The organism is Paraburkholderia caffeinilytica, from assembly GCF_046030355.1.
GTDB lineage: Bacteria > Pseudomonadota > Gammaproteobacteria > Burkholderiales > Burkholderiaceae > Paraburkholderia > Paraburkholderia caffeinilytica_B.
Window position 1 is genome coordinate 95,420 of record NZ_JAQQCQ010000010.1, and the last position, 26,351, is coordinate 121,770.

Genomic DNA, 26,351 nt, shown 5'->3' on the forward strand with positions numbered 1-26,351 from the left:
TCAATTTGACGCATATCAGTGGGTGAACGAGACTGTGCTTCATCGACCACCCCCACCTACACCACAATGAGCGATTCCTCATATCAGACCGTCGACACGAGCGCCTTGTATCAGCGCGCGCAGTCCGACCGCGTCGCCCCCTCGCTGTACTACGACCCGGCAATTTTCGAAACCGAACTCGACCGCATTTTCTACAAGACCTGGATCTGGGTCGCGCACGAAAGCGAACTGCCCAATCCGGGCGACTTCCGCACCACCACGATCGGCCGCCAGCCGGTGATCGTGGTGCGCGACAAGAGCGGCGCCGTCAACGTGCTGCAAAACCGCTGCCGCCATCGCGGCGCGACGGTGTGCGAGCAACACAAGGGCAATGCGAAAGGCTTCACATGCCCGTATCACAGCTGGACCTATGGCCTCGACGGCGCGTTGCGCGCGCTGCCCTACGGCGACGGCTACGAAGGTGTGATCGACAAGACCGAGTTGCCGCTCGCCAGCCTGCGCGTGGGCATTTATCAAGGTCTGATCTTCGCGAGCTTCAATCAGGAGATCGAGCCGCTCGAGGATTTCCTCGGCGGCGCCAAGCCGTGGATCGATCTGTTCATGAAACAGGGCGCGGGCTATCCGATCAAGGCGAACGGCGAACATCGCTTCCGCTTCAACGGCAACTGGAAGATCCAGCTCGAAAATACCACCGACCTGTATCACTTTCCGGTCGTCCACAAGTCGTGGATGAAATCGATCGACGACGAAACCGCCGCCGCGATCACCAGCTTCATGACGAGCGACGACGCCTTCTGCCGCTCGCTCGGCAACGGCCACAGTCTCGCCGTGCTGGTGCCCGAACTCGTCGATCTGGACAAGGACGACGGCGCGCCGATTCCTGAACGCTTCCAGGAACTCGCTGCCACGCTCGGCGAAAAGCACACGCCCGACCAAGTGCGCCGCATCGTGCGTTCGCTGATGGGTGTCGGCTTCAACCTGAATCTGTTTCCGAACCTTGCACTGTCGATGGCGTTTTTCCGCGTGCTGCGGCCCATCTCCGCGAACGAGACGGAAATCCGTCACGTCGCCCTTGCCATGGATGGCGGCCCCGATGAAGCGAACCGCGTGCGTCTGCGCATTCACGAACACTTCCAGGGCCCGTTCGGTTTCGGCAGCCCGGACGACGCCGAAGCCTGGGAGCGCGTGCAGCGCGGCTCGCATGCCGGTCCCGATCTGCCGATCCTCGTGAATCGCGGCCTGAACCGCGAGAGCACCGCGCCAAACGGCGAAAAGACCGCACACGCTACCGACGAAACCGGGATGCGCGAAGCCTACGCGCAATGGCGCACGATGATGGAGCAAGCATGATGGATGACAGGAATACGCTGTTTTCGCAGCAGACCTTTGCGGACGCAATCGAACTGATCTGGCGCGAAGCCGAACTGCTGGACCGCAAGGACTATCGCGAGTGGCTTTCGCTGTGGGACCCGGCAGGCTTCTACGTGGTGCCGATCGATCACGACACCACCGACTTCGCCGCCACGCTGAACTATGCCTACGACGATCAGGACATGCGTGAAAAACGCGTGCAGCGCATGACGTCCGGCTATTCGGCCTCGGCAAGCGACGCCGCCCGCACCGTGCGCACGGTCTCGCGTTTCACGCTGACGAGCGATACGAGCAGCGAAGTCGAAGTGAGTTCGGCGCAGATCATTGTTGCGTACAAACGCGGCAAGTCGACCCTGTTCGCGGCGGATCTCACCCATCGCATCCGTTTCGCGAGCGACGAGCCGCGCATCGTGCAGAAGGTGATCCGCCTGATCGATTCGACCGAGGCGCTCAGCGCAATCGGGTTCCTGCTGTAATTGACCCGCAACCAGCGAGCACGGTGATGCCAAACGACACGCTTTCTCCCACGGCCGTCTCAGCCGCCACGCCCGCGGCGCCTGCGACCTCGCGGACACTGCGGCGGATCATCGTCGCCTCCGTGCTCGGCAACGCGCTCGAGTGGTACGACTTTTTTCTGTACGGCACGGCAGCGGCCCTGATCTTCGGGCCGCTGTTTTTCCCGCTGCACGGCGACCCGTTGATGGGCACCCTCGCCGCCTTCGCCGGTTTCGCGATCGGCTTTGTGGCGCGCCCGCTCGGTGGCATCGTATTCGGCCACATCGGCGACCGGCATGGCCGCAAACGTGCGCTCGTCGTCACCCTCATGATGATGGGCGTGGCGACCTTCGGCATCGGACTATTGCCGACCTTCTCGCAAGTCGGCTTCCTCGCGCCCGCCGCGCTCGTCTGTCTGCGGGTCGTGCAAGGCATTGCCTCCGGCGGCGAATGGGGTGGCGGTGTGCTGCTCATTAGCGAAAGTGCGCCCGCCAATCGCCGTGGCTACTACGCATCGTTCAGTCAACTGGGCGTAGCCGGCGGCTTCGTATTGTCGGCCGCCGCGTTCTATCTGGTGCAACGGCTGCCGGTCGAAAGTTTCATGTCGTGGGGATGGCGGGTGCCGTTTCTCGCGAGCGTGCTGATCTTCGGCGTCGGTGTGTATATTCGCCGAAGCCTTCCGGAGAGCCGCGACTTCACGGCCGCCAAACCGAAGCACATGCCGGTGCTGACCGTGCTGCGCAATCATCCGAAACAGGTATTGCAAGCAATGGGCCTGCGTGTCGCCGAAAACGGCGGCACGTATATCTTCCTGTCGTTCGTGCTGGTGTACGGCAAAACCATCGGCGTGCCGGTTTCGGTGATGCTCGGCGGTGTGATGCTCGCGATGCTGCTCGAACTCGTCACGATCGTGCTGTGGGGCCGGCTATCGGATGTGATTGGACGCCGTCCGGTATATCTGATCGGTGCGCTCGGCCTGGTCGTGATCGCGTTTCCCGCATTCTGGCTGATCGATACGCATGAGCCCTGGCTCGTGTTCCTGTCGCTCGCACTAGGTTTGCCCTTCTGCCACGGTGCGATGATCGGCACGCAGCCCGCACTGATGGGCGAACTCTTTCCCACCGAGGTCCGCTATTCAGGCATGGCGCTGGGCCACGAAATCGCTTCGATATTTTCCGGCGGACTCGCGCCGCTGGTCGCCATCGCGCTGTATTCGAAGGTCCATGCGCCGTGGCCGGTCGCGTTGATGCTGATCGGCTTCGGCCTTATCACCGCGATCACGCTCGCGACCATTCCGAAAAGCGTCAGCAGCAGGCATGATTGAGACTGTGCCCGGCACGCCCCATGCGTGGGGCGCTTCCATTGCGTCGCCAATCGCACATCTGCTGCGATCAACCCGCAGTAACGGTCGCGAGCGGCAGCGTAAAACTGCATTGAAGTCCGCCCTGCGGCACCGGTTTCGCCCAGATCTCGCCACCATGCCGCGTGACGATGTTTTTGCACAGCGACAAACCGATGCCATTGCCGCCCGCCTTCGACGAAGAAAATCCATCGAACAGGCGGCTGTGCGCTTCGGCGGCTACGCCCGGGCCGTTGTCGATGACCTGCACGAGCGCATATTTCCCACGCAGGCTGGTGACGAGGCGCAATTCGCCGCGCCGTGCCGCGGCAGGCGTGCATTCCGTCAGCGCCTCGATCGCGTTGAACGCCAGATTCAGCACCACCTGGCCGATCAGCACGCGCTCGCAATACACCGGCAGGGCTTGCGGCGCCTGCTCGATGGTGACCGCAACGCCCGCCTCCTTCGCACGCAATTCGATGAAGTAGGCAACGTCCGTCATGACGTCGCGCAGATCCACGTTCGTCTCACTCGGCTCCCGCTTGACGATGTAATCGCGCACGCTCTTGATGATCACCGCCGCGTGCTCAGCCTGACGATCGGCGCTGCGCAGGCCCCACACCGCATCGTCGACGGCGCCGGGTTGCGCGAGGCGCAGGATCGCGCCTTCGATGAAATTGCGCACCGCGGCGAGCGGTTGGCTCAGCTCGTGCGCAATGGCGGTCGCCATTTCACCCATCGCGTTGTAGCGCCCCGCGTATTCCAGCAGCCGCGCCTCGTTGCGGCGCGCCTCTTCGACGGCGACCTCGTCCGTGATGTCGCGAAAGTGCAGCAAGCGGCCGTTGAGGTCGTTTTCGATCTCGATTCTTCTGCACGTGATGCGCAACCAGCCCGGCGCGCCGTCACGGCGCGTGATGCGATAGCGCTGCGGCGCCGAAGGCTGGATGCGCGGTGCGCCGGCGAGCTGTTCGAGCAGGCGGTTGCGATCGGGCTCACTGCAGTAGTCGAGCACGTCGCCCATCGGCGCGCCCTCTTCCAGACCCAGCACGCGGCGTCCGGATTCGCTGATGAATTCCACTTCGCCGGTGGGCGTCAGTACGGCCACGCCTTCACCGAGGTCCTGCATGAACTCGCGCAGCCGGGACTCGTAGCGCCGCAGCGTCTGCTTGAGCGTGTCTTCGACGCTGATATCGCGGAACTGCACCATCACCACCGCGCGCTCGCGCAGCGGCACGTAGGTCGCAAAGGCTTCGGACAGCATGTCGGCGCCCGTACGCGAGCGGTAACACCATTCATAGACCTGCGGGCCTTCGGTGATCGCACGGTCCATGGCGCCGGTGGCGATCTCACGCCGGTACTTCGGCACCGGGCGGGTCATGTCTTTCGCTTTCAGCGGCAGCAATTCCTCGAGCGAAAAACCGAGTGCCTCGCAAGCCGCGCGATTGGCCCACACGATCGCCTTCGTTTCGGCGTCGTGCAGCAGCACGCACAGCGTCAGCGCGTCGAGCAGGCGGTGGAAATCTTCTTCGGCGGGGAAATTCATCGGACGAGGCTGCTCAAAAGTTCGATCACGTACGTGAAGGAACATAACACCAGTCGGCATGGTTCGCGTCTGAAGATTTCTTTAGGCACCCCCGGCGCGGTACCTAAAAACACGCCTCGCATCCCAATTGAAGCGTTCTTTTTGCATTTCTAGACTGGCTTCACCCTGCACGCGTCGTCGCCCGCTCCCTGGTTCGCGACCGAAGCGTGCCTTGTGCTTCTGTCAAAAACGAATCAAGGAGATGCCCCGCCATGTCAGACACCGCCATCGACCCTATTGCCGCCGTCGCGGAATCCAGCCCGGATGCGACACGTTTGCCGCTCGCCGACGTCATCGCCGAAATCGCCGCACGGCGCGAGGAGTTCGATCGCCTGTCACATGTGCCGCGCGAGATCATCGGCAAACTCAAACGCGCGGGCGTATACCGCGCGGCAACGCCGAGGCGTTTCGGCGGCGATGCGCTCGCGCCTACCGCGTTCCTCGACATGATCGAACGCATTGCGGTAGCGGACGGTTCGGCTGCGTGGGTCGCGAGTTTCGGCTCGGCGAACGTGTATCTCGCGGCCTTGCCGCTGGCCACTCAGGCGCACCTCTACGCCGACGGTCCCGATCAGGTATTTGCAGGCGGCCTCTTCCCGGTGCAACCCGCTCAGCCCGCTGAAGGCGGTTGGCGTGTGAACGGCACCTGGAAATTCGCGAGCGGCTGCAAGGGCGCGGATTGGCTCGGCGTGGGAATCAGCACAGGCGCCCCCGGCGTGCCCGGCAAACCCCGCACAGCCGTGTTTCGTCCGGATCAGGTCGAGATCGTCGAGAACTGGGACGTGGTCGGCATGCAGGGCACCGGCAGTCACGATCTGCGCGTGACCGATCAGTTCGTCGCCGATGACTGGACCTTCGTGCGAGGCGGCGAATCGTGCGTGGATGAACCGCTGTATCGCTACCCGACTATCGCGTACGCGGCACAAGTATTGGCCGTAGTGAACCTCGGCCTTGCGCGCGCGGCGCTCGATGTCGCCAACCAGATGGCCGGCGGCCGCAAGACGACGACCGGTGCGCCGCAACTCGCCGACCGCGCGTACTACCGGATCGAACTGGCAAAAGCCGAAGCGCAGTTGCGCTCGGCCCGCGCATTCTTCTACGACGCCACCGACGACGTCTGGCAATCGATCCTCGCCGGCAATCCGGTTACGCCCGAGCAAACCAGCCTGCTGCGGCTTGCCGCGACGCAGATCGCCCGCGAAGGCGCCGAGGTCGTGCAGCGCGCCTACCGGCTCGGCGGCACGATGGCGATCTACCGCACGCATCCGTTGCAGCGCCTGCTGCGCGACGCGATGGTGGTGACCCAGCACGCGTTTCTCGGCGAAGGCAACTTCGACGGCGCCGGTGCGGTGTTCGTCGGCGTGCCGCCGATTCCGGGCTACCTGTAAGCCACATTCCGATTCTGGTGTTTAAACGATTTCATGGAGAACCACACAATGTCCGATAACCCGACCCTGCCCTTACGCGTTCTGTTCTGCTGCGGCGTGACGCAGAATTTCTTCGACTTGCCGCGCGAGAAGATCGGCGAAGTCTGGCAGGCCTACGGCAAGATGCTGGCGGCGGTCGAATCGATGGACGGCGTCAGCGTGCTGGGCATCATGGACGACGACCGCCTCACCGTCGGCAATGCCGACAACTCGCCGTGGACCTTCTACATCATGGCCGACGTGCGCGACTTCGATACGGCCGTGGCGGTGTGCAATCTGTATCGCACCACACCGGTCGGCGAATACAACCTGTGGCGCTACGGCAAGATCGAAGCGCGCGTCGGCCGCGCGCTGCAAGTCCCGCCGCAACACGCTAACGCGGCTTGAGCGTGCCGGAACACGATTCGATGAACGCAACCCCGGATACCCTTGTCAGGCTGACCGAACGGCTCGCCGCGCTCGAAGCCGAATCGGCGGTACGCCGCACGATGGCGCGTTATATGGCGCTCTGCGATGTGCCTTCGGGCGCGCTCGAAGGCGAGACGCTCGCGGCCCTCTTCACTGCCGACGCGATCTGGGAAGGCATCGGCCCGCAGTACGCGAACAAGTTCGGCCGTCTGAACGGTCAAGCGGACATTCTCGCGATGCTCACGCGCTACCTGCCGCCATCGCCGCATTTTTCGGTCAACGTGCACTTCCTCACGTCCGAAACCATCGAGGTGCATGGCGCAACCGCGAAAGGCCGTTGGATCATGCTGCAAGCGTCCGGCTACGTCGACGCACAGGCGGAGTTGATCTCGGCGCGTCTGGAAGTGGACTTTGCTCCCGCCGGCAATGGCCGCGACTGGCTCATCACGCACTTTCGCACCGAACGGCTTTTCGACGCGCCCTGGCAAGTCAATGCAAGGAAACCGAATCCATGAATGAGTTTATCCATACCTTGTCGTTAGGCGGCACAGGTCCGAGCATCGCGATCAAGGACACGATCGATATCGCCGGCTACGCGACCACGGCCGCGAGCCGCGCGTTAGCCGACACACCTCCTGCGCAGCAGCATGCGGAGGTCGTGGAGCGCCTGCTCGCTGCCGGCTGGCACATTGTCGGCAAAGCGAATATGCACGAACTGGCGTTCGGCATGACCGGTATCAACGACTACACCGGCACGCCGCAGAATCCGCAGGACGCCACGCGTATTCCAGGCGGTTCGTCGAGCGGTTCGGCTGCGGCTGTCGGTTTGAAGCTTGCCGATGCCGCGCTCGGCACGGACACCGGCGGTTCGATTCGCGGCCCCGCTGCGTGCTGCGGTGTCATCGGTTTGAAGCCGACTTACGGGCGCGTCTCCCGGCGCGGCGTCGCGCCGCGTGAATCGACGCTCGATTGCGTCGGGCCGTTCGCGCGCGAGATGCAGATGATCGTCGCGGCGATGCAGGCGATCACCGCTGATTTCGACGTGCATGCGGCCCACGCATCACGGACAGGCGCGTTGAATGTCGGTATCGTGCAGGTCGACGCCATGCCCGATATTCTTGGAGCCGTGACGCGCGCGGCAAGCCAGGCCGATTGCACTGCTCGCACGCTGGAACTCGCGGGGTTTGCCGCCGCCTTCGAAGCGGGCCTCTCGATCATCAACGCCGAAACCTCGCATGCGTTCGGCCACCTGGTCGCGACCGGCAAGATCGGTGCCGACCTCGACGCACGGCTTCGCGCCGCGGCGAATACCACCGCTGCGCAAGTCGATGCCGCGGAGTCGGTACGCCGGCAATTCACGGCCGCCGTCGATCATGCGCTTGAAAGCGTGGACGTGTTGATTCTCCCCACACTGCCGGCGTTGCCGATCACACTCGACGAGGCACGCGGCGGCACCCCGGTCATCGCCATGTCGTCGTTGATCCGGCCGTTCAATCTAAGCGGCCATCCGGCACTGAGCTTGCCCTTGCCTATCGACGGCTCGCCGCTCAAGGCGGGCTTGCAGATCGTCGGACGCAAGGGCGCGGACGAGCAGGTGTGCGCGATTGCGGCACGCTTCGAAGCGGCCCTCGCCGCATAAGGCGGCAGTTTTCTCACGGAGCACATGCAATGCAGAACAGAGTCGTCCTCGTCACGGGCGCCGCGCGCGGTCTCGGCGCCGCGATCGCTACACGCTTTCACGCAGCGGGCTACGCGGTAGCCATCGGCGACATTGCGTTCGATGCCGCACAAGCCCTCGCCCGCGACTTGAGCGCCGACGGTTCGAGCGCTTTCGCGCTACATCTCGACGTCACCTCGAAGAGCGCGTTCGAATCCGCACGCGATGCGATTCTGCAACGCTGGGGACGCATCGACGCGTTGATCAACAATGCGGGTGCCTCCAAAGTCGTATCCGTCATGGAGATCACCGCCGAGCAATTCGATCAGGTCATCAACGTGAATCTGCGCAGCGTGCTGTTCGGCTGCCAGGTGTTCGGTCAGCATTTCGCCGACGCTGGCGCGGGCCGCATCGTCAATATCGCTTCGCTGGCGGGACAGAATGGCGGATCGGCCACCGGCGCACACTATGCGGCGGCCAAAGGCGGTGTCATCACGTTGACCAAGGTGTTCGCGCGCGACCTCGGGGCCGCGGGCGTGACCGTGAACGCGATTTCGCCCGGGCCGATGGACCTGCCGATCGTGCATGAGAGCGTCGCAGCCGACAAACTGAAAGCGGTGATCGCCAACATTCCGGCGGGACGTCTGGGCTCAGCGGACTATGTTGCGGACGTTGCGGTAATGCTGGCCGCCGAGAACGCTTACTTTGCAAACGGCGCGTGCTGGGATGTGAACGGCGGCTTGTTCATGCGTTAAATGCCCGGCGCGTTCACGAAGACCTACATTCGTGGCATGCGCCAACCTTCACGCAGTGGGGTGAGCCTTCCCCTCAGCGAGGCTCACCGCCCGCGGCCGCCTCCTGCTCCCACACCGCCATCACGTCGCGCACCAGCATCGCGATGGACGCCGCGCCGAGCTTGTCCTTGATGCTTGCACGATGCACGTCGACGGTCTTCACGCTGATCGACAGATCGGAAGCGATACGCTTGCTGCCTTTGCCGTCGATCACGCCGCGCAGCACTTCTTTTTCGCGTGCCGTCAGCGACGCCAGGCGCTTGCGCAACTCACGCTGCTTCTGATCGGCGGCGTGACGAAGCGTGGCGAGCTTCAACGCACGCTGCACGCGATCGAGCATCTGCTGCGAGTTATACGGCTTCTCGACGAAATCGATCGCGCCGTTCTGTAACGCACGCACCGACATAGGAATGTCGCCATGACCGCTGACGAAAATGATCGGCAGCGTCGCACCTTGACGGTTCAACTCCGCTTGCACATCGAAACCGCTTTGCTCCGGCATCCGCACGTCGAGCACGAGACAGGCGGCCAGGCTGGGATCAAAAGCGTCGAGAAATTCCCTGGCATTGGCGAAACCCGCCGACTTCACGCCGACCGATTCGAGCAGCCAGGCAAGCGATGTACGCATGCCGTTGTCGTCGTCGACGATATAGACGATCGGTGCGAGGGGTGAAGCGGACTGAGGCTGCTGGGACATGGAGTCAGTGGAACGGTTCGGGAAGTGAGGAGCGATTCGAAGCGTCTTGCAAGCTCATGATAACCAGTGAAAAAAGCGCTGCAAAGCGATAGTTACCCTGTAGTTTCCCTGTCGTTACCCTCTAGCGCCAATTAAAGTCGCATAGACACGTACCACGCGTGCCACGTATTGGGGAAACCTTTAGGCGGATTGGGAAAGACGCCCCTACGCGCACCGCTCGCGCTGATTTTTTTCCGCGCGTGGATTGATTACGCTTGAATCCAGCCCCCACTGCGCCCAGAGGAACCCCGAACATGAAGCCGAACCCGCAACCGATGCAACCGACTCCCACGACTGACGCCGAACTGGCCGCAAAGCAGCAATTCCGTCAGGCCATGGCGCATCTATCCGCGGCGGTGAACGTCATCACGACCGCCGGCCCGCATGGACGTTGCGGTGTCACGGCGAGCGCCGTATGCTCCGTCACCGATACGCCGCCCACGCTGCTCGTCTGCCTGAACCGCTCCAGCGCGATGCACGCCACCTTCGAAGGCAACCGCCACGTTTGCATCAATGTACTGCCAGGCGAGCACGAATTGCTCGCGCGCCACTTCGCCGGCATGACGCAGGTACCGATGGAAGAACGCTTTGGCTGGCCGATCTGGGACGAAGGCACGCACGGCGTGCCGGTCTTGCGCGACGCGCTCGCGAGCCTGCAGGGCGAAATCGTCGATCTGAAGGAAGTGGGTTCGCACTCGGTGATGTTCGTCAAAATCGCCTGCATCAGCGTGCGCACGGATGGTGATGGGTTGATCTATTTCGATCGCAATTTCCATCGCATCAAACGCTCGACATCGCATTGATGCACGAGAGCGGCAATCGGATTCAGTCGCGCCACCCGGCCCGCTTAAATCACGCCCGCGCTATCGGCATGGGCATCGAACTGAAACTGCGGCACGGCCGCGACGGCTTCGACGAAACAGTCGATCAGATAATCGCAGGCTGACGTATTCAATGCGTCACGCCGCGAGATGATGCCTACCGACACGCGCGGCAACGGTTCACGCACCGGTATCGCAACGAGCCGCTCGCGAATCCAGTCGGTTTCCAGAAAACTCTTCGGACAACACGACAACAGATTGCTGCTCACCGTCAGCGAAAAGCTCGCGCTGAACGAGCTGCATTCCACCACCACGTTCGGCGCGCTCGCCCCATGCCGCACGAAAAAATCCTGCAACGACTGACCAATGCTTTCGGGTGTGGTGTTCAGCATCCATTCCGCACCGTCCAGATCCGCGATCGATCCGGCATTCGCCAATGGGTGCCCTTTGCGCGCGGAAATGATCAACTCGCCTTCAACCAGCGAGCGGAACACGAATTCCGGCGCGAGCTTCTTTTCATCGACGATCGCGATCACGAAGTCCAGTGAGCCATCGCGCAGCCGTGCCAATGCCGCCGTCAGAAAACCTTCCTGAACCGAGAGCCGCGTCTTCGGCATGCGCAGCCGGAACGAGTGAATGGCGCGTGACAGAAACTTCAGCGACACCAGCGGCGTGACCGCGCACGACACCGTACCGCCCGCCTGACCGGATAGATGGACCACGTCGTCTTTCGCGTGCTGCATCTCCGCAAGGATGAGCCTCGCGCGCGCACACACGGCGTGGCCGAACTGCGTGAGTTGCGCGCCACGCGCGCTGCGCGATACCAGCGGCACGCCCAATTCCTGTTCGAGCTCACGAATCGCCTTGGTCAACGCGGGCTGGGACAGACACACCGTTTTAGCCGCGGCGCGAATGCTGCCGTGCTGGGCAATCGCCACTAAAGCGCGCAACTGGTTGTATTTCACGGGTTAGAGCGGTCGGATGAACCGTTGGAAAGAGGAAATCACAGTCGGCATCAACCTGCGGCTGACGGCTCGAATCGATGGTACACCGCGAGAAAGGCCCCTGCCATGCTCTCAAATACTCATTGCAGCGCCGTCCGCATAAGCCCTGCCCCCGCCCGAATCCCGGCCCAGCGCGCGCGATAACCCAGCGTTATCACAATAAGAAAAAGCAAATTCAGCATGCTTTTTTGACTCCCTAGACTTTTCCTGTCGCCGTCATTGAAGGCGCTCTGCCCGAGCAAAGCGCTCGAACCGATAGTGAAGCGCGCTCGACACGATATCGACGCATCACGGATTGATTCACCTCCAGAGGGATCCCGTTCATGAAGTCACCTTCACTCAGTTCTTCGCTCGACGACGCCAGTCAAAGCGCGAGGCATGGCCCATCGACTCGCGGGCTGATCATCGCAACGACGATCGGCAATGCGTTCGAGTTCTTCGATCTCACCGTCTACAGCTTCTTTGCCGTGCTGCTCGGCAAGCTGTTTTTCCCACTCGCTTCGTCGCAACAGCAACTCCTGCTTTCGGTCGGCACGTTCGGCATCGGCTTTATCGCGCGACCGCTCGGCGGCGTGCTGTTCGGCGTGCTGGCGGACCGCTTCGGCCGTATTGCCGCGATGAATCTCACCCTCGTGACGATGGCGGTCGGCACTGGCCTGATCGGCGTGATGCCCACCTACGCACAAATCGGCATCGCCGCACCGCTTGCGATTGTCGCCGCGCGCTTGCTACAGGGTTTTTCCGCCGGCGGCGAAGTCGGCGTGGCGACCACGCTGCTCGCGGAACGCGCTTCTTCCTCGCGACGCGGCTACATCACGAGCTGGCAGTTCGCGAGCCAGGGCGCAGCGGCGCTGGCAGGCTCGCTGGTCGGCTTTCTACTGTCGCACTACCTCGACAAGGCTTCGCTCGAAGCATGGGGATGGCGTATCCCGTTTCTCGCAGGCGTGCTGATCGCACCGCTCGGCCTCTATCTACGCTCACGGCTGGGCGGTGAAGCAGATGCGCCCGCCGACACCGCGCGCGATTCCGCAGGCGTGCTGAAGACTGTTCTGCAACGCGACTGGCGCCTCATCCTGGTCGCCCTTTTTCTGGTGGTCGGCGGCACGTCGGCGCATTTCATCGTGATCTATTACATGTCGACGTATGCGATCAAGGTGCTGCATCTGCCGATGGACGCCGCGCTCTGGTGCGGGATTCTCGCCGGTGCCGTGATGCTGGTGATATCGCCGGTAGGCGGCATCTGGTCCGACACGTTCGGCCGCAAACGCGTCGCCTTCATCTCGCGCGTGCTTCTGACCGTGCTCATTCTGCCTGGCTTCTATCTGATTCAGCATTCGCCTTCGACCAGCACGTTATATCTCGTGATCTGTGCGCTCGCAGCGCTGCACTCCATCAACGCCGGTGCGACCGGCTCGATGCTGCCGGAAATGTTTCCGCGCGGCACGCGAGCAACCGGGCTTTCCATTGCCTATGCAGCAGGCGTGTCGATCTTCGGTGGCTTTGCGCAATTCATCGTGACGTGGCTGATTCAGGCGACCGGGAATCCGGCCGCGCCCGCCTGGTACGTGATCGTGTGCGGAGTGCTCTCGCTGGTCGCGCTCCTGTTCGTGGTCGACCGCACACGTCAGGACATTTAGGCCGCTACATACGCGTCATTCACTTTTCACTACCGCGAAATTTCTTATGTCAGACACTCTTCATGCCGATACGCCGCTCGCTACGGGCAGCGAACTTTGTGACCTCTCCGCCCTTACGTTGCTCGATCTGCAGCGCAAAAAGGAAGTGAGCGCCGTCGAAATTCTGAATGCGCACCTCACGCGCATCGAGGCCGTCAACCCGCAGGTCAACGCACTGGTCACCATCGCCGACGCAGCCACCTTGCGAAGCCAGGCAGCCGAAATGGATGCGCAGTGGGCGCGCGGCGTCTGGCAAGGTCCCCTGCACGGCCTGCCCGTTTCGCAGAAGGACCTGACCGCGACGCGTGGCGTGCGCACGACGTTCGGCTCAAAGATCTTCGAACACCACGTGCCCGAGCACAGCGCATTGATCGCGCGGCGCTGTGACGCCGCGGGCGCCCTGATGATCGGCAAATCGAACACCCCTGAATTGGGCTCTGGTTCGCACACGTTCAACGATGTGTTCGGCGTGACACGCAATCCGTGGGATCTGAGCAAATCCGCTGGCGGAAGTAGCGGCGGCGCGGCGGCATCGGTGGCGTGCGGGATGAATCCGCTTGCGTGCGGTAGCGACATGGGCGGCTCGCTGCGCAATCCGGCCGCGTGGAATGCGGTGGTGGGCTTGCGTCCGTCGCCGGGACGCGTGCCGCGCGCGCCGGATTCGAACGGCTGGGCAACGCTCGGCGTAGATGGGCCGATGGCGCGCAACGTCGCCGATACCGCCTTGCTGCTAAGCGCGATCGCCGGACCTTCCGGCGAAACCGCGACCGAAATCAGCGAACCAGGCTCGCGTTTCGCGCAACCGTTGCAACGCGATTTTCGCGGCACCCGCATCGCCATGTCGGTTCAGCTCGCCGGTCTTGCAGTCGATCCCGAGATCCAGCGCGCCGTGCAGGCTCAGGCCGCGGTCTTCGAGTCGATGGGTTGCGAAGTGGAATTCGCCGACCCTGATCTCGGCGATGCCGAGGATGTCTTCCGCATAGAGCGTGCGTGGATGATCGGCAGCCTGGTGGACCGGCTCGATGCCGATGCACGTGCACAGCTGAAACCTGAAATCGAAGCGGAGTGCCGCCTGCATCGCTCGTTATCCGCGGCGGATCTGGGCGACATGTTCGTGCGCAAGACGGCGTTGTTCGAGCGCATGCGCCGCTTCATGGACAACCACGCCTATTACGTGCTGCCCGCCACGCAGATGCTGCCCTTCGACGCCGATCTGCGCTGGCCCACTGAATTCATGGGCACGCGCTACGATTCGTACATCGACTGGATGCGCATCTGCTGGTATCTGTCTTCCACCGAATCGCCGGTACTCGCTTTGCCATGCGGCTTCAGCGCGTCCGGCTTGCCGATCGGCCTGCAAATCGCGGGACGCTTCCGCGACGACTGGGGTCTATTGCAGTTCGGCCATGCCTATGAGAGCGCTGCGGCGCACAGCCCGATGCGGCCGCCGCTGATCGGCGGGCGTCATTAAACACCGTTAATTCCGAGGTTCCACCCGTAGCCGGTTTCGCCGCCGGCTGCTCGCAGGCAAGCAACGCGTGGCTCGCGGGAGTGAACACGTCCGTCACTTTTCGCACTTTCTCTAACTTGAACGTCCGACCCCATGAAAAAAACGCTACTGGCAGTATGCCTTGCCGCGACCTTTCCGGCCGTGGTGCATGCACAGAGTGCCGTCACGCTGTACGGCATTATCGATGAAGGTTTGAGTTATACGAGCAATGCAGCGACGGCCAACGCCAACGGCAGTGTCTCGGGTCATAGCGCGGTTCGCCTGCTGAGCGGCGTGATGCAGCAAAGCCGCTGGGGCTTGCGCGGCGTGGAAGATCTTGGCGGCGGCATGAAGGCGATCTTCATGCTGGAGAACGGCTTCGACGCCAGCACCGGCAAGCTCGGCCAAGGCGGGTTGCTGTTCGGCAAGAAGGCCTGGGTGGGTTTGTCGGGTCCGTTCGGCACGGTCACGCTCGGCCGGCAATACGACACCAACGTCGATATTCTCGGCCCGTTCGAGGTCGGTGATCAATGGGGTGGCTATATGGCGGCGCATCCTGGCGATCTCGACAACATCAACAACACCAACTCGACGAACAATGCGATCAAGTTTACGAGCAACACCTATGGTGGTTTGACGGTGGAAGGGATGTATAGCCTGGGCGGCGTCGCGGGTAATTTCTCGCGTAACCGTATCTGGTCGGTGTCGGCTGGGTATGTGAACGGGCCGTTGGCGCTGGGTGTGGGTTATCTCGACGTCGCGAATCCGAATACGTCGTTCTTCGGCAGTACGGGTAGTCCTGCTGCTGTTGCGAATGGCGTGCCTGGCAGCAATATGGCGTCGCCGGTGTATTCGGGGTATGCATCGGCGAAATCGCTGCATGTGATCGGGGCCGGGGCGTCGTATCTTTTTGGCGCAGCGACGTTTGGGGCGACTTACTCGAATACGAGTTTTCGCGATCTGGGGGATCTTTCTTCGGGACCGAACCCTGCGGGCCTAAGCGGCAATGCCACGTTGAACAATGCGGAAATCAACTTCAAGTATCAGATCACGACTGATTTGCTGTGTGGCGTGGCGTATGACTACACCAAGGGGAGTTCCGTTAAAGGCATGACGGGCGCTACTTATCAGCAGGTCGCTTCAGGCATCGATTATTTCGTGTCGAAGCGCACTGATGTCTATCTGATCGGGGTGTATCAGAAGGCCTCCGGCACGGACTCGACCGGCAAGCAGGCAGTGGCCGCTATTAACGGGCCTTCTGCGTCGGCTGACGACAAGCAGGCCGTTGTTCGGATTGGCCTGCGGCACAAGTTCTGATTTGCTGTCTCCTGGTGCGGCGCGCTTCTGTTCGCCATAACGGACACGCCGCGCCGTCGTTCTTGCGATGACGCGGTGCATCACGGGTCCGGTTACTTCACATCGAATGCGTAATCGCCGTGCGTGCGGTGCCCGTCGGAGGCAACGGCCACCCAGTGCACGGTGTAATGACCACTCGCGAGCGGCGGCAGCGGCACGGCCATTGCCGCCGTCTGATGGGTGTCGACTGCGGATTTCTCCGTGTTGACCTGCTTGCCGTTCGTGTCGGTCACCGTCAGCGAACTGAACGACGGCTCGAGCGGCCCGTCGAATATCACGCGAACCTGAGCGGGCGAGGCCACCGTCGCGCCCGCCCCCGGCTCCTGCTTCTGCGGAAATACATGGGCGAATACGGCGCTCGCGAATGCGAGTCCCGCCATCAGCAAGGGCACCTTCGTTGCGGTGCGCAGCCAGTCATGTCGATCGTTTTTCATCGCTTGCTCCTGCGTTGCGGTGTTTATACATTACTGAAAAAGCGGCTTGCCGATCGTGGTCGGCGCGACATCGTCGAAGAAGATGTGCGTCTGGACCAGAATGCCCACGTGCGAGCCACTTGCGTGATTGATAGGGATTTGTGCTTCCACACCGAACTGACCATAGCGGTTGATCCAGATGAAACCTGGATTGATCGTGCCCGTCGTCTGTCCCTGGCTTCTCGAGAGCGGAATTTCCACCAGCGGAATGACGTTCGCCAAGGGTTGCGGCAGACCGATGTCATGCACGTGCTGTTGCAGATACGGCAAGCTGTATTGCACGGTGAAGCCGTAGTTGAACGCGTTCGGCTGCCCCGCTCCGGTTGTCAGCGCCGGACCGGCTTCACCCGTGATTGCGATCGGCCGCAAATACGCAAGCGACGCGGGGAGATCGCCCATGCCCTTGCCGGCGTAGATCGTGGGAGAGATCGTCGAGAAGTTGTCCGCGATCGCGCGGCTTCCCGTGCCGCCGAGTTCAGCATCCACGCCGACCGAGGTCATGAATTCGTGTTCATCGTTGACATACAGCAGGTACTTCAAGCCGACACCGAAATTGTCGAAGCCGCGCGCCTTGGGATTGTTTTGCATCGCATAGGTGCCGTCCACGGACACCGCCAGTCTCGGCGTGATCAGCTTGTCGTATTCGAAATCGAAGGTGTTGATGCTTTGATCGCCGTTGTCGCCGGGCACGCGTTGATGGCCGTATTGAAGGTTGCCTTCGTCGCCGACGCCGGGATCGTCGACGGCCATCGTCGACGGGAAGATGCGATTACCCGCAATGGCATGAGCACTGGCGAGTGAAGGGGCGAATAGAAATACGCTGGCGGCCGCCGCGACGAGCGACGCCGCGCACAACGGTTTCCCGTTGCGCGTTACCTGGGTTTGCATGGTTCATCCTGTTCATGGGTCGTGACAATGCCGGCGCGCGTCTCTGCAAACGGACGTGCGGCGGCGTCGCGATGCAGTCATGGCATCGCGACGGTATGACTCGAATCAGGAGGTGAACGGAGGCGCGCGAGGCTGCGCGAAGGTGAGCGGTTCGACGCGGCGAACGCGTTCGAAGCGAGTGGCGACAGTGTGCTGAACCGCGCGAACGGTAACGAAAAACAGTGCCTCGACGCTGGGCACCGCCGGCATGTGAGCGAGCAGACTGCAATAGCCGCAGGCGTCGCCGTCGGACATGGCGGCGTGTTGAGTCTGTTTGCTGCCGGGGTCGTGCGATGCCTGACCTTGCATCGAGGGCATCGAGGACATCGAAGACATGCCGCCCATCTCAGGCATGGAAGCCATCGACGGCATCGAGCAATGCTCGCCCTTCATGCCGGTTTCAAAGCCGTTGCGCGCAGCGAGCGAATGCGAGATCGTTGGCGCGAGCGTGGCCATCAGGATCGCAAACAACCCTAGCCAACTGCCGATCTTCTGATGGAAACGACTCAAGATGCGCCCGGCGACACGATTAGAAGCTGTCGTGGATTATGCCATGGCCTATTGCCCAGCCTGGCCGGCAAACCGCCGGTTATGCCGAACATTTCGCGTATAGGCCGCGGACAGTGGACAATGCCTCATCCCGGCTACCGGCACGGAGTGCCCATGAAAGCGTATCGCCCGCGTCCCCCACACTTTCCCGGCGATCATTCGCATGCGGAGTGGCGCGATCACACCCTGCCTTACATCATCGTGGCCGCGCTGTTCGTGCTGATGGTCACGCTGATCGTCTGGGTGGTCGATCCGGCGCCGCCGAAGACCATCACCATGAGCGCGGGCCCCCACGACAGTTCGTTCCTCGTCGCCGCCGATCAATACAAGAAGATCCTCGCCCGCAACGGCATTACGCTGAAGGTGCTGGAATCCGACGGCTCGGTGCAGAATCTGCACCGCCTGCTGGACCCGAAACAGCATGTCGACCTCGCGCTCGTGCAAGGCGGCGTGGCCGATGGGCTCGATACGTCGTCGCTGATGTCGCTCGGCAGCGTTTTCTATATTCCCGTCGTGGTGTTCTATCGCGGCACGGGTATCAGCCAGCTTTCAGAACTGGAAGGAAAGCGGATTGCGATCGGCCGCGAAGGCAGCGGCACGCGCCTGCTGGCGCTCAAACTGCTGGAAGCCAATGGCATCGAACCGGGCGGCGACACCGTGCTGGTGCCAAGCGACGGCTTGCAGGCCGCCACGCAACTCGTGGCGGGCGACGTCGACGCGGCGATCCTGAACGGCGACTCGGCCACGCGAGGCTTGATGCTGCGGCTCCTGAAAGTGCCCGGCATCTCCGTGATGGATTTCGACGAAGCCAGCGCCTATACGCGCCTCTTTCCCTATCTCGACGAGATCGATCTGCCGCCCGGCGTGCTGGATCTCAAGCGCAGAATTCCGCCGGACACCGTCCACCTGATCAGCCCGACCGTCGAACTCGTGGCGCGGACCGGTCTGCATCCGGCGATTTCCGACTTGTTGATCGAGGCCGCGCAGGAGGTGCACGGCATGCCCGGGCTCTTGCAGCACGCGGGGCAATTCCCGAGTCCGGTCGCCCGTGAGTATCAGATCAGTGAAGATGCGCAGCGTTACTACAAGACCGGCAAGAGTTTTCTATACCGCACGCTGCCGTTCTGGCTCGCGAGCATCGGCGATCGCACGCTCGTTCTGCTGCTGCCGGTGGCGGTGCTGCTGTTTCCCGCCATGCGCCTGATCCCGGCACTGTACCGGTGGCGCGTGCGCTCGCGCATCTATCGCTATTACGGCGCGCTGATTGCGATCGAACGCGGCGCACTCGCCGGCTCGACCGGGGAGGAGCGCAAGCGGTTTTTCGCGGAACTGGATCATATCGAGGCGTCGCTGAGCCGCTTGCGCATGCCGCTCGCCTACGCCGACGCGTTCTACGTGCTGCGCGAACACGTCGGCTTCGTGCGGGCCCGGCTCGCCGCGCAAGGCGGCACCCCTTAACGGGGCGGCGAGCCTTCTTTACGCTTCGGCGGTGGCCGGCGGTGCGGCCGGCGGCGTGGTCGAATCAGCGGACTGGGCGTCCGTCGAGGCGGCCTGCGGCTGGCTCTGCGCCTCGGCTTGTGGGACGGCGGCTGCTTGCGCTGCGGCATCGACCGGCTCGGCCGATGCGGCAGAAGCCTGAGCGGACGCGTCAGCCGACGCAGCCGCGGCTTTCGCCGCGCTCCGGCCCGCACGGTGCGCCTGCAGACGCTGCGCGCCGGCCGCTTCCTGGGCCGTCACCTTGCCGGCTTCGCCGCCCGTCAGATCGACGCGCGCGGCGCCTTCGACCAGGCACTTCCAGTAGCGGCTGCCACGGCACCAGGTTTTGATCGCGTCGCGCAACTCGGCTTCGCTCAGCGACAGTTCCTTCGCGTGAACCACCAGATCCTCGAAGATGCCGACCTTCAGCGGCAGCTTGGGCGCCGGATTCTTCGGGAAAGCATTCGGAAAGCGCTTTTGCAATCTCCCGATCGACTTCACCACCGGGTCCACCGGCTTCGCGTCAACCGCGGGCCTGGCCTCGGCCGCGGGCTTGGCGGCGGGCGCGGCACGGCGCGGCGGCGACGGCTTGCGCGCAGGCTTCGCACCGGGCTTGGCCGCGGGCGCAGCTTCGGCGCGTGCCGCAGCCAGTTGCTTCTTCAATTCAGCGAGTTGTTCGAAACCCATAGCGCACAATCAATCGAGAAAGACTGGATTGTAGCAGCGTGTTGAAACATGCTCGCGAGAGGCGCTGAGGCACGCCGCGCGCCGGTAACACTCACAATGAGTCGGCGGACCGGAGGTGGCGGCGGGACTTCCCACATTGGAGGTCAAGTCCGGGCTAACCCAGCCAGATTCAACACGTCCCCAAAGCCGCCCACCCGGGCCCCGGAATCCCGAATCGCATCAGCAACCCGAGGCGACAAAAGCGCCGCTAATTCCTCGACATGCCGATAATCCCGCATCCCCGGGCTCAATATCCGATCGCCTGCAAAAGCCGGATGACAGTAAATCTCCCCCACGCCCTGAGGCAAATCGGCAAGCGCGGCAAGCCACGCCGCTTCGTCCATCCGCCCGCTATGGGTAATTCCAACGACATAATCGTTGTGTGCGATCCCCGCCCGATCCAATCTCGCCCGCACCTGTGCGATCCACGGCCGCAACCACAGCGGCGCGCCGACCTCGAACGGCAAACGCATCGCCCGCATCCCGTACTCGCGGCCAATTTCCAGAATCAATCCAAGCACCGTCGGATGCAAATGAAAATGCTTGTGCGTGTTGACGTGGTCGAGCGTCAATCCCGTCCTCGCAAAAGCCTCGAACTGCGCGCGAATCTCTCGCGCCAACTGTTTGCGGACATGCGGCAAAAAGAAAAAACGCACCCCGTCCCGCACCATGTTGTCGCCAAAGCGGCCGTGCTCGTCGAGCAATGCGGCAATTTCCGCGCGCGGCGCGACCGCGTCGCCGTCGGCGAGTACCAGATGCAGACCGACCCGCAACCCTGGCAGCGCGCGAGCACGCACCACCGCATCGGCTGCGGCAGGCGCGCCGATCATCAGACTCGCGGCCGTCAACACGCCGCGCCGGTGCGCCTGCTCGACCGCCAGATTCACCCGCGGATGCAGGCCGAAATCGTCGGCCGTGACGATCAGGCCGCGTGGCTCAGCCGCCATCCGAAGTCTCCATGACATCCATCACCGCCAACGCCGCAGCGCGCGTCGCCGATGCGGAAGCCTCGACCGGCACGCGCGCGCCGCGCCACACTACATGCGAGCCGAACGCACCCGCGAGCCATTGCAACGCCAGCAAGCTGTCGCGTAACGGTACTAGCGGCAGGTCGCGCCAGAACGTACGCGCGTGACGCGCAGCACGCAAATGCAGCAGCATGCGCGCGGCAAAACCGGCCGCCGTGCTGACGCCGCCCGCCAGCGCCGCCCACCGGTGCATGCCGTCGTACGGACCGCTGGCGAGGCTGCCGGTGAGCCATGCGCCGGCAATCAACCACGGCGTGGGGAACGTGATGAACAGAAACGCAAAACCAAGCGGGTTCACCGAGCGGATCGTGCGCAGCCAGCGCGTTTCACGCTGCCACAGGGCGGAAAAAGTCGGCTCGATGACATCGGTGGCCACCATCACGCGCGAAAGCACCGTGCGAAGTCCGAGCGCGCGCACGTGTTCGGCGAGCCAGTAATCGTCCGCGAGACAGTTTTTCAGCGCGTCGAAACCGCCGATGCGCTCGAGCGTCGCGCGGCGTAATGCAAGCGTCGCGCCGAAACCGAAGCAGCGCGATCCGGCCGCATGCGCAACCCGCACCGACGGCGCAAACCACTCGTTGATGAACAGCGCGCCGACCTGCGGCCAGAATCCGCCGACGCCTCGCGCCACGTAGAGACAGGTCACCACGCCCACACCCGGATTGGCGAGCGGCGCTGCCACGGTGTCGAGATAATCGGCCTCGACCGCGATGTCGCTATCCGCAATCACGATCACGTCATGGCGTGCCCGCTCCGCCATGTTGATCAGATTGCTGACCTTGAGATTGCTGCCATGCACGCGCGTGTCGACGGCCAGCTCGATGTCGTGCATCGGATAGGCAGCCTGCAAACGGCGCACCACGCCGATGGCGGGATCGTCCGGCGAGGAGACCCCGAGTACGAGCTGGAAATGCCCGTGGCGCTGGTCGCAGAAGGTTCTGAGATTCTCGTAGAGACGCGGCTCGGTGCCGCACAACGGCTTGAGCACGCTGACGCCGACATTCGCGAAAGGAGGTGGAGGATGCGAAACCTGGGCTGCGGCACCTGCAGCCCTTGCCGCACTCGAGACGCTAGCCCCCTCCCGCGCGCCGCGCCGCGCACCGCGAAGAACGGCATCGCCACCGCTGCCAGCATCGCATACAGCGAAGCGGAGATGCAGCCGGATAGCAGGATCCATTGGCATGCCGTCAATGCGTGCGCCGCCATGGCCTGGTGCCGTCAGTGACCGGCCAGCACGAACGGTTTACCCGTAAAGCGCAGATGAAGAACGACTAACCCGCGCCGCGGACAATTCGCCTCGACCAACACGGACCGGCCGGCAAACCTTGCGTAGTGGCCCTGAATGGCGAGGTTGAAAGCGACCAGCGCGAATTGGCGCATCACAATGACGCCGCTCGCGATCAACGCGAGGGCAAGAAACTGGAACGCCGGGGAGCTGAAGACCTGCTGCGACACCGGCAAGACCAGCAGCGCCATCAAGACGAGTACTTCAGTCGCCATGGCCGTGAGCGAAGCCGCCATTAGATGGGCTCGCAGCATGTCCGTGGTGACTGGATTCATGACGTGGTCTCGTAACCTGAAGGAACGCATGGCGGACGTCATGCTGGGGCACGATTCGCCGGTACAAGCGCCGGCAAAAAGCACCGGCCATATATTCCATCGATGTACTGACGATCGAGTTGCGATGATCTGATAACACGACGTAATTCGCGCTTAGGTCGAACCACGCGACAGTCACCTTATGTGGGGCGATAGTAGCGATTCAAGCTGAAGGAAACCTTAAGGAAAAACAGATATGAAGCGTGTCAGGAACATGACCGTTACACTTCGTGTGTGTGACGCTGAGCTTGCTTAAAAACTGTCACCGCCGTGCACTAGATATCGAACGGAATCTCTCCCCTATGCGCGTACTCCTCGTAGAAGACGACGACCTGATCGGCTGCGGCATCGAAGCGGGACTGCGTCAAGCCGGTTTCACGGTCGATTGGGCTCGCGACGGCCACAAGGCCGGCCTCGCCCTCGACACCACCGCTTATGCATTGGTCCTGCTCGATCTCGGCTTGCCAAGGGTCTCGGGCATGGACCTGCTGAAACGGCTGCGCGACGCCGGCAAGGACGTGCCGGTGCTGGTGCTGACCGCGAGGGGCACGGTGGTGGATCGCGTCGGCGGCCTCGAAGCCGGCGCCGACGACTACCTCGGCAAGCCCTTCGACCTGACCGAGCTGATTGCCCGTTGCCGGGCCCTGCTGCGCCGCGCGCAAGGGCGCAGCGTCGAAGTGATCCGCTATCAGGATCTGACCGTCAATCCCGCCGCGCAAACCGTCGAAGTCGGCAATACGCGTGTGCCCCTCACCTCACGCGAATGGGCGATCCTGATGCAGCTGCTGACCAATCAGGGCATTCCCCAGTCACGCTCGCGCCTCGAAGAAAGTTTGTATGGATGGCAGGAAGAAATCGAAAGCAATGCAATCGAGGTCCATGTATCCAACCTGCGCAAAAAGCTCGGCGCCAAGCTGATCAGAACGGTGCGCAATATCGGCTACGTGGTGGAGAAAGTCTGATGTCGGCGTCGATACGCCGCCGTCTGGTGCTACTGGTCCTGACCAGTATCGTGCTGATCTGGGGCATCGCGCTGATATCGAGCTATCGTCAGGCGAAAAACGAAGTCGGCGAATGGGAAGAGGCGCGACTCGCGGAACTCACGCAAATCCTCGCCCTGCTCGATCAGCGCAATCTGACCACTCTGGCCAATGCGCGCATCGATGTGCGCGAAGAAGAGGAAGGCGGCGAAGCCGGCGCGAACGACAGCGACGACGACGACGCCTTGCCACGCGACGCGCTGTTCCAGGTGCGCAGCGCCAACGGAGAGGTGCTGGCCGGCAGCCCGCAATTGCGCGCGCTCAAGGCGTGGGATCTACCCGTGCCCGCCGCGAGCGGCACGCAAGACATCATCCTGGGTGGTCAACTGTGGCATTCATTCACCTTGCGCGATACCTCGCTCGGCCATACGGTGCGCGTGTTCGAACCGGCCAATACGCGCAGCGACCTGGTGAGCGGTGTGGCCAGCCGGATCGCCCGCCCCACCCTGTTCGCGCTGCCGGTGCTGGCGCTGCTGGTGTGGTTCAGCATCGGCTGGAGTCTGGCGCCGCTCAAGGTGCTCTCCGGCGCGATTCGAGCGCGTGACATCAACCGGCTGGAACCGGTGGACATCGGCCGGGCGCCGACCGAGGTGCGGCCGCTCGTCGACGCGATCAACCTGGTGCTGTCGCGCTTGCGGCACTCCATCGAACGCGAGCGCGCGTTTACCGCCGACGCCGCTCATGAACTGAAAACGCCGCTGGCCGCCATCAAGGTGCAGGCGCAGGTCGCGCTGGCGGAATCGGACACGGCGCTGCAGCGGCTGGCGATGGAACGCGTGGTGCAAGGGGTCGATCGCAGCGCGCGGCTCGCCGAGCAGTTGCTGCTGCTCGCGCGCCTGGATGTGCATGAAAAACTCTCCACCGCGCCGCTCAGAGTCGCCGCGGTAGCGAAAGACGCACTGCTTGCCAATGAACGCAATGCGCAGCAGAAGAACATCACCGTGACGCTCACCGGCGACATGCGCGCCCAGATCAATGCGGAGCCCGTCCTGATCGGCATTCTGCTCGACAATCTGCTCGATAACGCCGTCAAGTACGGACACGCCGGCGGCTGCATCGAAGTGGCGGTGCAATATGCGGTCGGCCGGGTGCAACTCACCGTGCGCGACGACGGCCCTGGCGTCGCGCCCAGCGATCTCGCGCGCCTCACGAACCGGTTTTTCCGCGCAACCGGCAATCAGGCCACCGGCAGCGGGCTGGGCCTCTCGATCGTCGCGCGCATCGCCGAGCATTTCGGTGCAAGCCTGCATCTCGGCACGGGTATCGGCGAGCGCGGCCTGGCGGTGGAAGTATCGTTTCCCGCCTATGCGGACACGGAAGAATGAAGCCGGTGTACTAGCGCCGGCCTGTTTCGCTCACGACCACCCGCCCCGCCAGTTCCGCCCGCTTCGGCTCGCGATTCGACGACTCGGCAAACTGCCACGCAATGAGTCCGGGCACGAACATCAGCAGATCGCGAATACGCCGCGCGCCGGCGAGCGCGAGGCAGATCGAAGGATCGAGCCCCAGCGCGCCGCCGATCAGAATGAAACCGCCCTCCTGCACCCCCAGTCCGCCCGGCACGAAGAAAGCCGCGCTGCTGATCGCCTGGATCAGCGATTCGATCACCACCGCTTCGACCAGCGTGACCTGAACGCCAAGAAAATAGAGTGCGAGCCAGATTTCGAGCGACGTCAGGAAGCACTGCAGCGGTTGCCAGAAGAACAGATAGCGCAGCACCACGCCGCGCCGGCGCCAGATCAGCTTGATGCACCGGTCGATCTGCGCCGATTGCCCGACGAGCGCGGCGAGTTTGCCGCTTGTCATACGATTGAGCACACGCGTGATGCGCTCGAACGGGTTGGCATGCTGCACGAGCGCGAACAACACCAGCAGCGGCGTGAGCACCACCACGCCCCACGCCAGTTGCCCGGCGAGCCGCAGCGTGTCGGAGTGCGCATGCGCGAAGAGAAAGCCGATGCCGACCATCGTGAACAGCAACTGGCTGATCACGGTGAGCTGCATATCGACGATGATGCTGCCGATCGCTATGGACGGCCGTACGCCCCAGCGCTTGATCATCCGGAACGACACCACCTCGCCGCCGATGCGCGCCACCGGCAACATGCAATTGACGGATTCACGCACCCAGACCGCATGCAGCATCTGAACGACGCCGGGCCGGTTCGCGCCGCGAATCAGCGAGCGCCAGTCGCAGGCGTTGGCGACCATCGGCAGCACGTGCGCGATGGCGGCCAGCAAGAGACCGGCGCCCGCGGCGCGCAGTGCGCCGAGCACGGCGCCGGGATTGTCCTGCCAGACCAGCCACAGTGACACCAGCAAGCCGGCAAGCGCGGCGAGACGGCCGACATGCTTCATCATGCGGTCACCTTTCGCGC

Annotated in this window: 26 protein-coding genes; 15 read left to right on the forward strand and 11 right to left on the reverse strand. The window is 63.1% G+C overall.

What is annotated here, in order from left to right; genetic code table 11:
• Positions 1-66: 66 nt before the first annotated feature.
• The 3 genes from PQQ95_RS17020 to PQQ95_RS17030 are packed head-to-tail and all read left to right on the forward strand — an operon-like array spanning position 67 to position 3,190.
• Positions 67-1,350 (forward strand): aromatic ring-hydroxylating oxygenase subunit alpha, encoded by a 1,284-nt coding sequence (locus PQQ95_RS17020; RefSeq protein ID WP_408438539.1) that lies wholly within the window; start codon positions 67-69, stop codon positions 1,348-1,350.
• On the forward strand, positions 1,347-1,847 hold the full coding sequence (locus PQQ95_RS17025; RefSeq protein ID WP_408438540.1) for an aromatic-ring-hydroxylating dioxygenase subunit beta: 501 nt from the start codon (positions 1,347-1,349) through the stop codon (positions 1,845-1,847). Before PQQ95_RS17020 ends, PQQ95_RS17025 begins: the two co-directional genes overlap by 4 nt.
• A 26-nt stretch (positions 1,848-1,873) precedes the next feature.
• Positions 1,874-3,190 (forward strand): MFS transporter, encoded by a 1,317-nt coding sequence (locus PQQ95_RS17030; protein WP_408438541.1) that lies wholly within the window; start codon positions 1,874-1,876, stop codon positions 3,188-3,190.
• 67 nt (positions 3,191-3,257) lie between these two features.
• Here PQQ95_RS17030 and PQQ95_RS17035 read toward each other — a convergent pair whose 3' ends face one another.
• Positions 3,258-4,748, reverse strand: coding sequence for a PAS domain-containing sensor histidine kinase (locus PQQ95_RS17035; RefSeq protein WP_408438542.1), 1,491 nt, complete (start codon positions 4,746-4,748; stop codon positions 3,258-3,260).
• Positions 4,749-4,999: 251 nt separating this feature from the next.
• Between PQQ95_RS17035 and PQQ95_RS17040 the strand changes: the two genes are divergently transcribed.
• From PQQ95_RS17040 to PQQ95_RS17060, 5 genes are read left to right on the forward strand one after another with little or no spacing between them, the layout of a single operon-like run.
• Positions 5,000-6,175, forward strand: coding sequence for an acyl-CoA dehydrogenase family protein (locus PQQ95_RS17040; protein WP_408438543.1), 1,176 nt, complete (start codon positions 5,000-5,002; stop codon positions 6,173-6,175).
• Between the two features lie 48 nt (positions 6,176-6,223).
• The gene (locus PQQ95_RS17045; protein ID WP_408438544.1) at positions 6,224-6,601 is read left to right on the forward strand and encodes a hypothetical protein; all 378 of its coding nucleotides are present in this window, start codon (positions 6,224-6,226) and stop codon (positions 6,599-6,601) included.
• A 20-nt stretch (positions 6,602-6,621) separates the two neighbouring features.
• A complete protein-coding gene (locus PQQ95_RS17050; protein WP_408438545.1) occupies positions 6,622-7,137 on the forward strand; it encodes a nuclear transport factor 2 family protein in 516 nt (171 codons plus the stop codon).
• Positions 7,134-8,261 (forward strand): amidase, encoded by a 1,128-nt coding sequence (locus tag PQQ95_RS17055; RefSeq protein WP_408438546.1) that lies wholly within the window; start codon positions 7,134-7,136, stop codon positions 8,259-8,261. The genes PQQ95_RS17050 and PQQ95_RS17055 overlap by 4 nt, the downstream gene beginning before the upstream one ends.
• 29 nt (positions 8,262-8,290) lie before the next feature.
• The gene (locus tag PQQ95_RS17060) at positions 8,291-9,034 is read left to right on the forward strand and encodes an SDR family NAD(P)-dependent oxidoreductase (protein WP_408438547.1); all 744 of its coding nucleotides are present in this window, start codon (positions 8,291-8,293) and stop codon (positions 9,032-9,034) included.
• Between the two features lie 73 nt (positions 9,035-9,107).
• On the opposite strand, the gene PQQ95_RS17065 is transcribed toward PQQ95_RS17060, so the two are convergent.
• Positions 9,108-9,770, reverse strand: a complete 663-nt coding sequence (locus tag PQQ95_RS17065) for a response regulator transcription factor (RefSeq protein WP_408438548.1) — start codon at positions 9,768-9,770, stop codon at positions 9,108-9,110.
• Positions 9,771-10,084: 314 nt separating this feature from the next.
• On the opposite strand from PQQ95_RS17065, the gene hpaC reads away from it, so the two are divergent.
• Positions 10,085-10,612 (forward strand): 4-hydroxyphenylacetate 3-monooxygenase, reductase component, encoded by a 528-nt coding sequence (gene hpaC, locus PQQ95_RS17070; protein ID WP_408438713.1) that lies wholly within the window; start codon positions 10,085-10,087, stop codon positions 10,610-10,612.
• Between the two features lie 44 nt (positions 10,613-10,656).
• Here the strand turns inward: hpaC and PQQ95_RS17075 are convergent, their stop codons facing one another.
• Entirely contained in the window at positions 10,657-11,595 is a 939-nt protein-coding gene (locus PQQ95_RS17075; RefSeq protein WP_408438549.1) for a LysR substrate-binding domain-containing protein, read from the reverse strand.
• A gap of 362 nt (positions 11,596-11,957) precedes the next feature.
• Here PQQ95_RS17075 and PQQ95_RS17080 point away from each other — a divergent pair, with 362 nt between their 5' ends.
• The 3 genes from PQQ95_RS17080 to PQQ95_RS17090 all read left to right on the forward strand — a co-directional run bounded on the left by PQQ95_RS17080 (position 11,958) and on the right by PQQ95_RS17090 (position 16,116).
• On the forward strand, positions 11,958-13,271 hold the full coding sequence (locus PQQ95_RS17080) for an MFS transporter (protein ID WP_408438550.1): 1,314 nt from the start codon (positions 11,958-11,960) through the stop codon (positions 13,269-13,271).
• Between the two features lie 46 nt (positions 13,272-13,317).
• Positions 13,318-14,781 carry an amidase gene (locus PQQ95_RS17085; protein ID WP_408438551.1) on the forward strand — a complete coding sequence of 488 codons (1,464 nt, stop codon included), beginning with the start codon at positions 13,318-13,320 and terminating at the stop codon, positions 14,779-14,781.
• Between the two features lie 132 nt (positions 14,782-14,913).
• Positions 14,914-16,116 carry a porin gene (locus PQQ95_RS17090; protein WP_408438552.1) on the forward strand — a complete coding sequence of 401 codons (1,203 nt, stop codon included), beginning with the start codon at positions 14,914-14,916 and terminating at the stop codon, positions 16,114-16,116.
• A 92-nt stretch (positions 16,117-16,208) separates the two neighbouring features.
• On the opposite strand, the gene PQQ95_RS17095 is transcribed toward PQQ95_RS17090, so the two are convergent.
• From PQQ95_RS17095 to PQQ95_RS17105, 3 genes are all read right to left on the reverse strand, one after another.
• A complete protein-coding gene (locus PQQ95_RS17095; RefSeq protein ID WP_408438553.1) occupies positions 16,209-16,589 on the reverse strand; it encodes a copper resistance CopC family protein in 381 nt (126 codons plus the stop codon).
• A 30-nt stretch (positions 16,590-16,619) separates the two neighbouring features.
• Positions 16,620-17,516: a hypothetical protein gene (locus PQQ95_RS17100; protein ID WP_408438554.1), complete on the reverse strand. Its 897-nt coding sequence runs from the start codon at positions 17,514-17,516 to the stop codon at positions 16,620-16,622.
• Between the two features lie 105 nt (positions 17,517-17,621).
• Complete coding sequence (locus PQQ95_RS17105) at positions 17,622-18,065, reverse strand: DUF2946 domain-containing protein (protein WP_408438555.1); 444 nt, start codon at positions 18,063-18,065, stop codon at positions 17,622-17,624.
• Positions 18,066-18,218: 153 nt separating this feature from the next.
• Here PQQ95_RS17105 and PQQ95_RS17110 point away from each other — a divergent pair, with 153 nt between their 5' ends.
• Complete coding sequence (locus PQQ95_RS17110; protein ID WP_408438556.1) at positions 18,219-19,562, forward strand: TAXI family TRAP transporter solute-binding subunit; 1,344 nt, start codon at positions 18,219-18,221, stop codon at positions 19,560-19,562.
• Positions 19,563-19,580: 18 nt separating this feature from the next.
• Here the strand turns inward: PQQ95_RS17110 and PQQ95_RS17115 are convergent, their stop codons facing one another.
• The 4 genes from PQQ95_RS17115 to PQQ95_RS17130 form a co-directional block, all read right to left on the reverse strand.
• The gene (locus PQQ95_RS17115) at positions 19,581-20,267 is read right to left on the reverse strand and encodes a ProQ/FinO family protein (RefSeq protein WP_408438557.1); all 687 of its coding nucleotides are present in this window, start codon (positions 20,265-20,267) and stop codon (positions 19,581-19,583) included.
• Positions 20,268-20,410: 143 nt separating this feature from the next.
• Positions 20,411-21,253 (reverse strand): hopanoid biosynthesis-associated protein HpnK, encoded by an 843-nt coding sequence (gene hpnK / locus PQQ95_RS17120; RefSeq protein WP_408438558.1) that lies wholly within the window; start codon positions 21,251-21,253, stop codon positions 20,411-20,413.
• On the reverse strand, positions 21,243-22,511 hold the full coding sequence (hpnI, locus tag PQQ95_RS17125) for a bacteriohopanetetrol glucosamine biosynthesis glycosyltransferase HpnI (protein ID WP_408438559.1): 1,269 nt from the start codon (positions 22,509-22,511) through the stop codon (positions 21,243-21,245). The genes hpnK and hpnI overlap by 11 nt, the downstream gene beginning before the upstream one ends.
• Positions 22,512-22,552: 41 nt before the next feature.
• On the reverse strand, positions 22,553-22,894 hold the full coding sequence (locus PQQ95_RS17130) for a hypothetical protein (RefSeq protein ID WP_408438560.1): 342 nt from the start codon (positions 22,892-22,894) through the stop codon (positions 22,553-22,555).
• A gap of 341 nt (positions 22,895-23,235) precedes the next feature.
• Between PQQ95_RS17130 and PQQ95_RS17135 the strand changes: the two genes are divergently transcribed.
• Both PQQ95_RS17135 and PQQ95_RS17140 read left to right on the forward strand, forming a co-directional pair.
• Entirely contained in the window at positions 23,236-23,895 is a 660-nt protein-coding gene (locus PQQ95_RS17135) for a response regulator (protein ID WP_408438561.1), read from the forward strand.
• Positions 23,892-25,298, forward strand: a complete 1,407-nt coding sequence (locus PQQ95_RS17140; protein ID WP_408438715.1) for an ATP-binding protein — start codon at positions 23,892-23,894, stop codon at positions 25,296-25,298. Before PQQ95_RS17135 ends, PQQ95_RS17140 begins: the two co-directional genes overlap by 4 nt.
• Positions 25,299-25,308: 10 nt before the next feature.
• On the opposite strand, the gene PQQ95_RS17145 is transcribed toward PQQ95_RS17140, so the two are convergent.
• A complete protein-coding gene (locus tag PQQ95_RS17145; RefSeq protein WP_408438562.1) occupies positions 25,309-26,334 on the reverse strand; it encodes a lysylphosphatidylglycerol synthase domain-containing protein in 1,026 nt (341 codons plus the stop codon).
• Positions 26,335-26,351 lie beyond the last annotated feature (17 nt).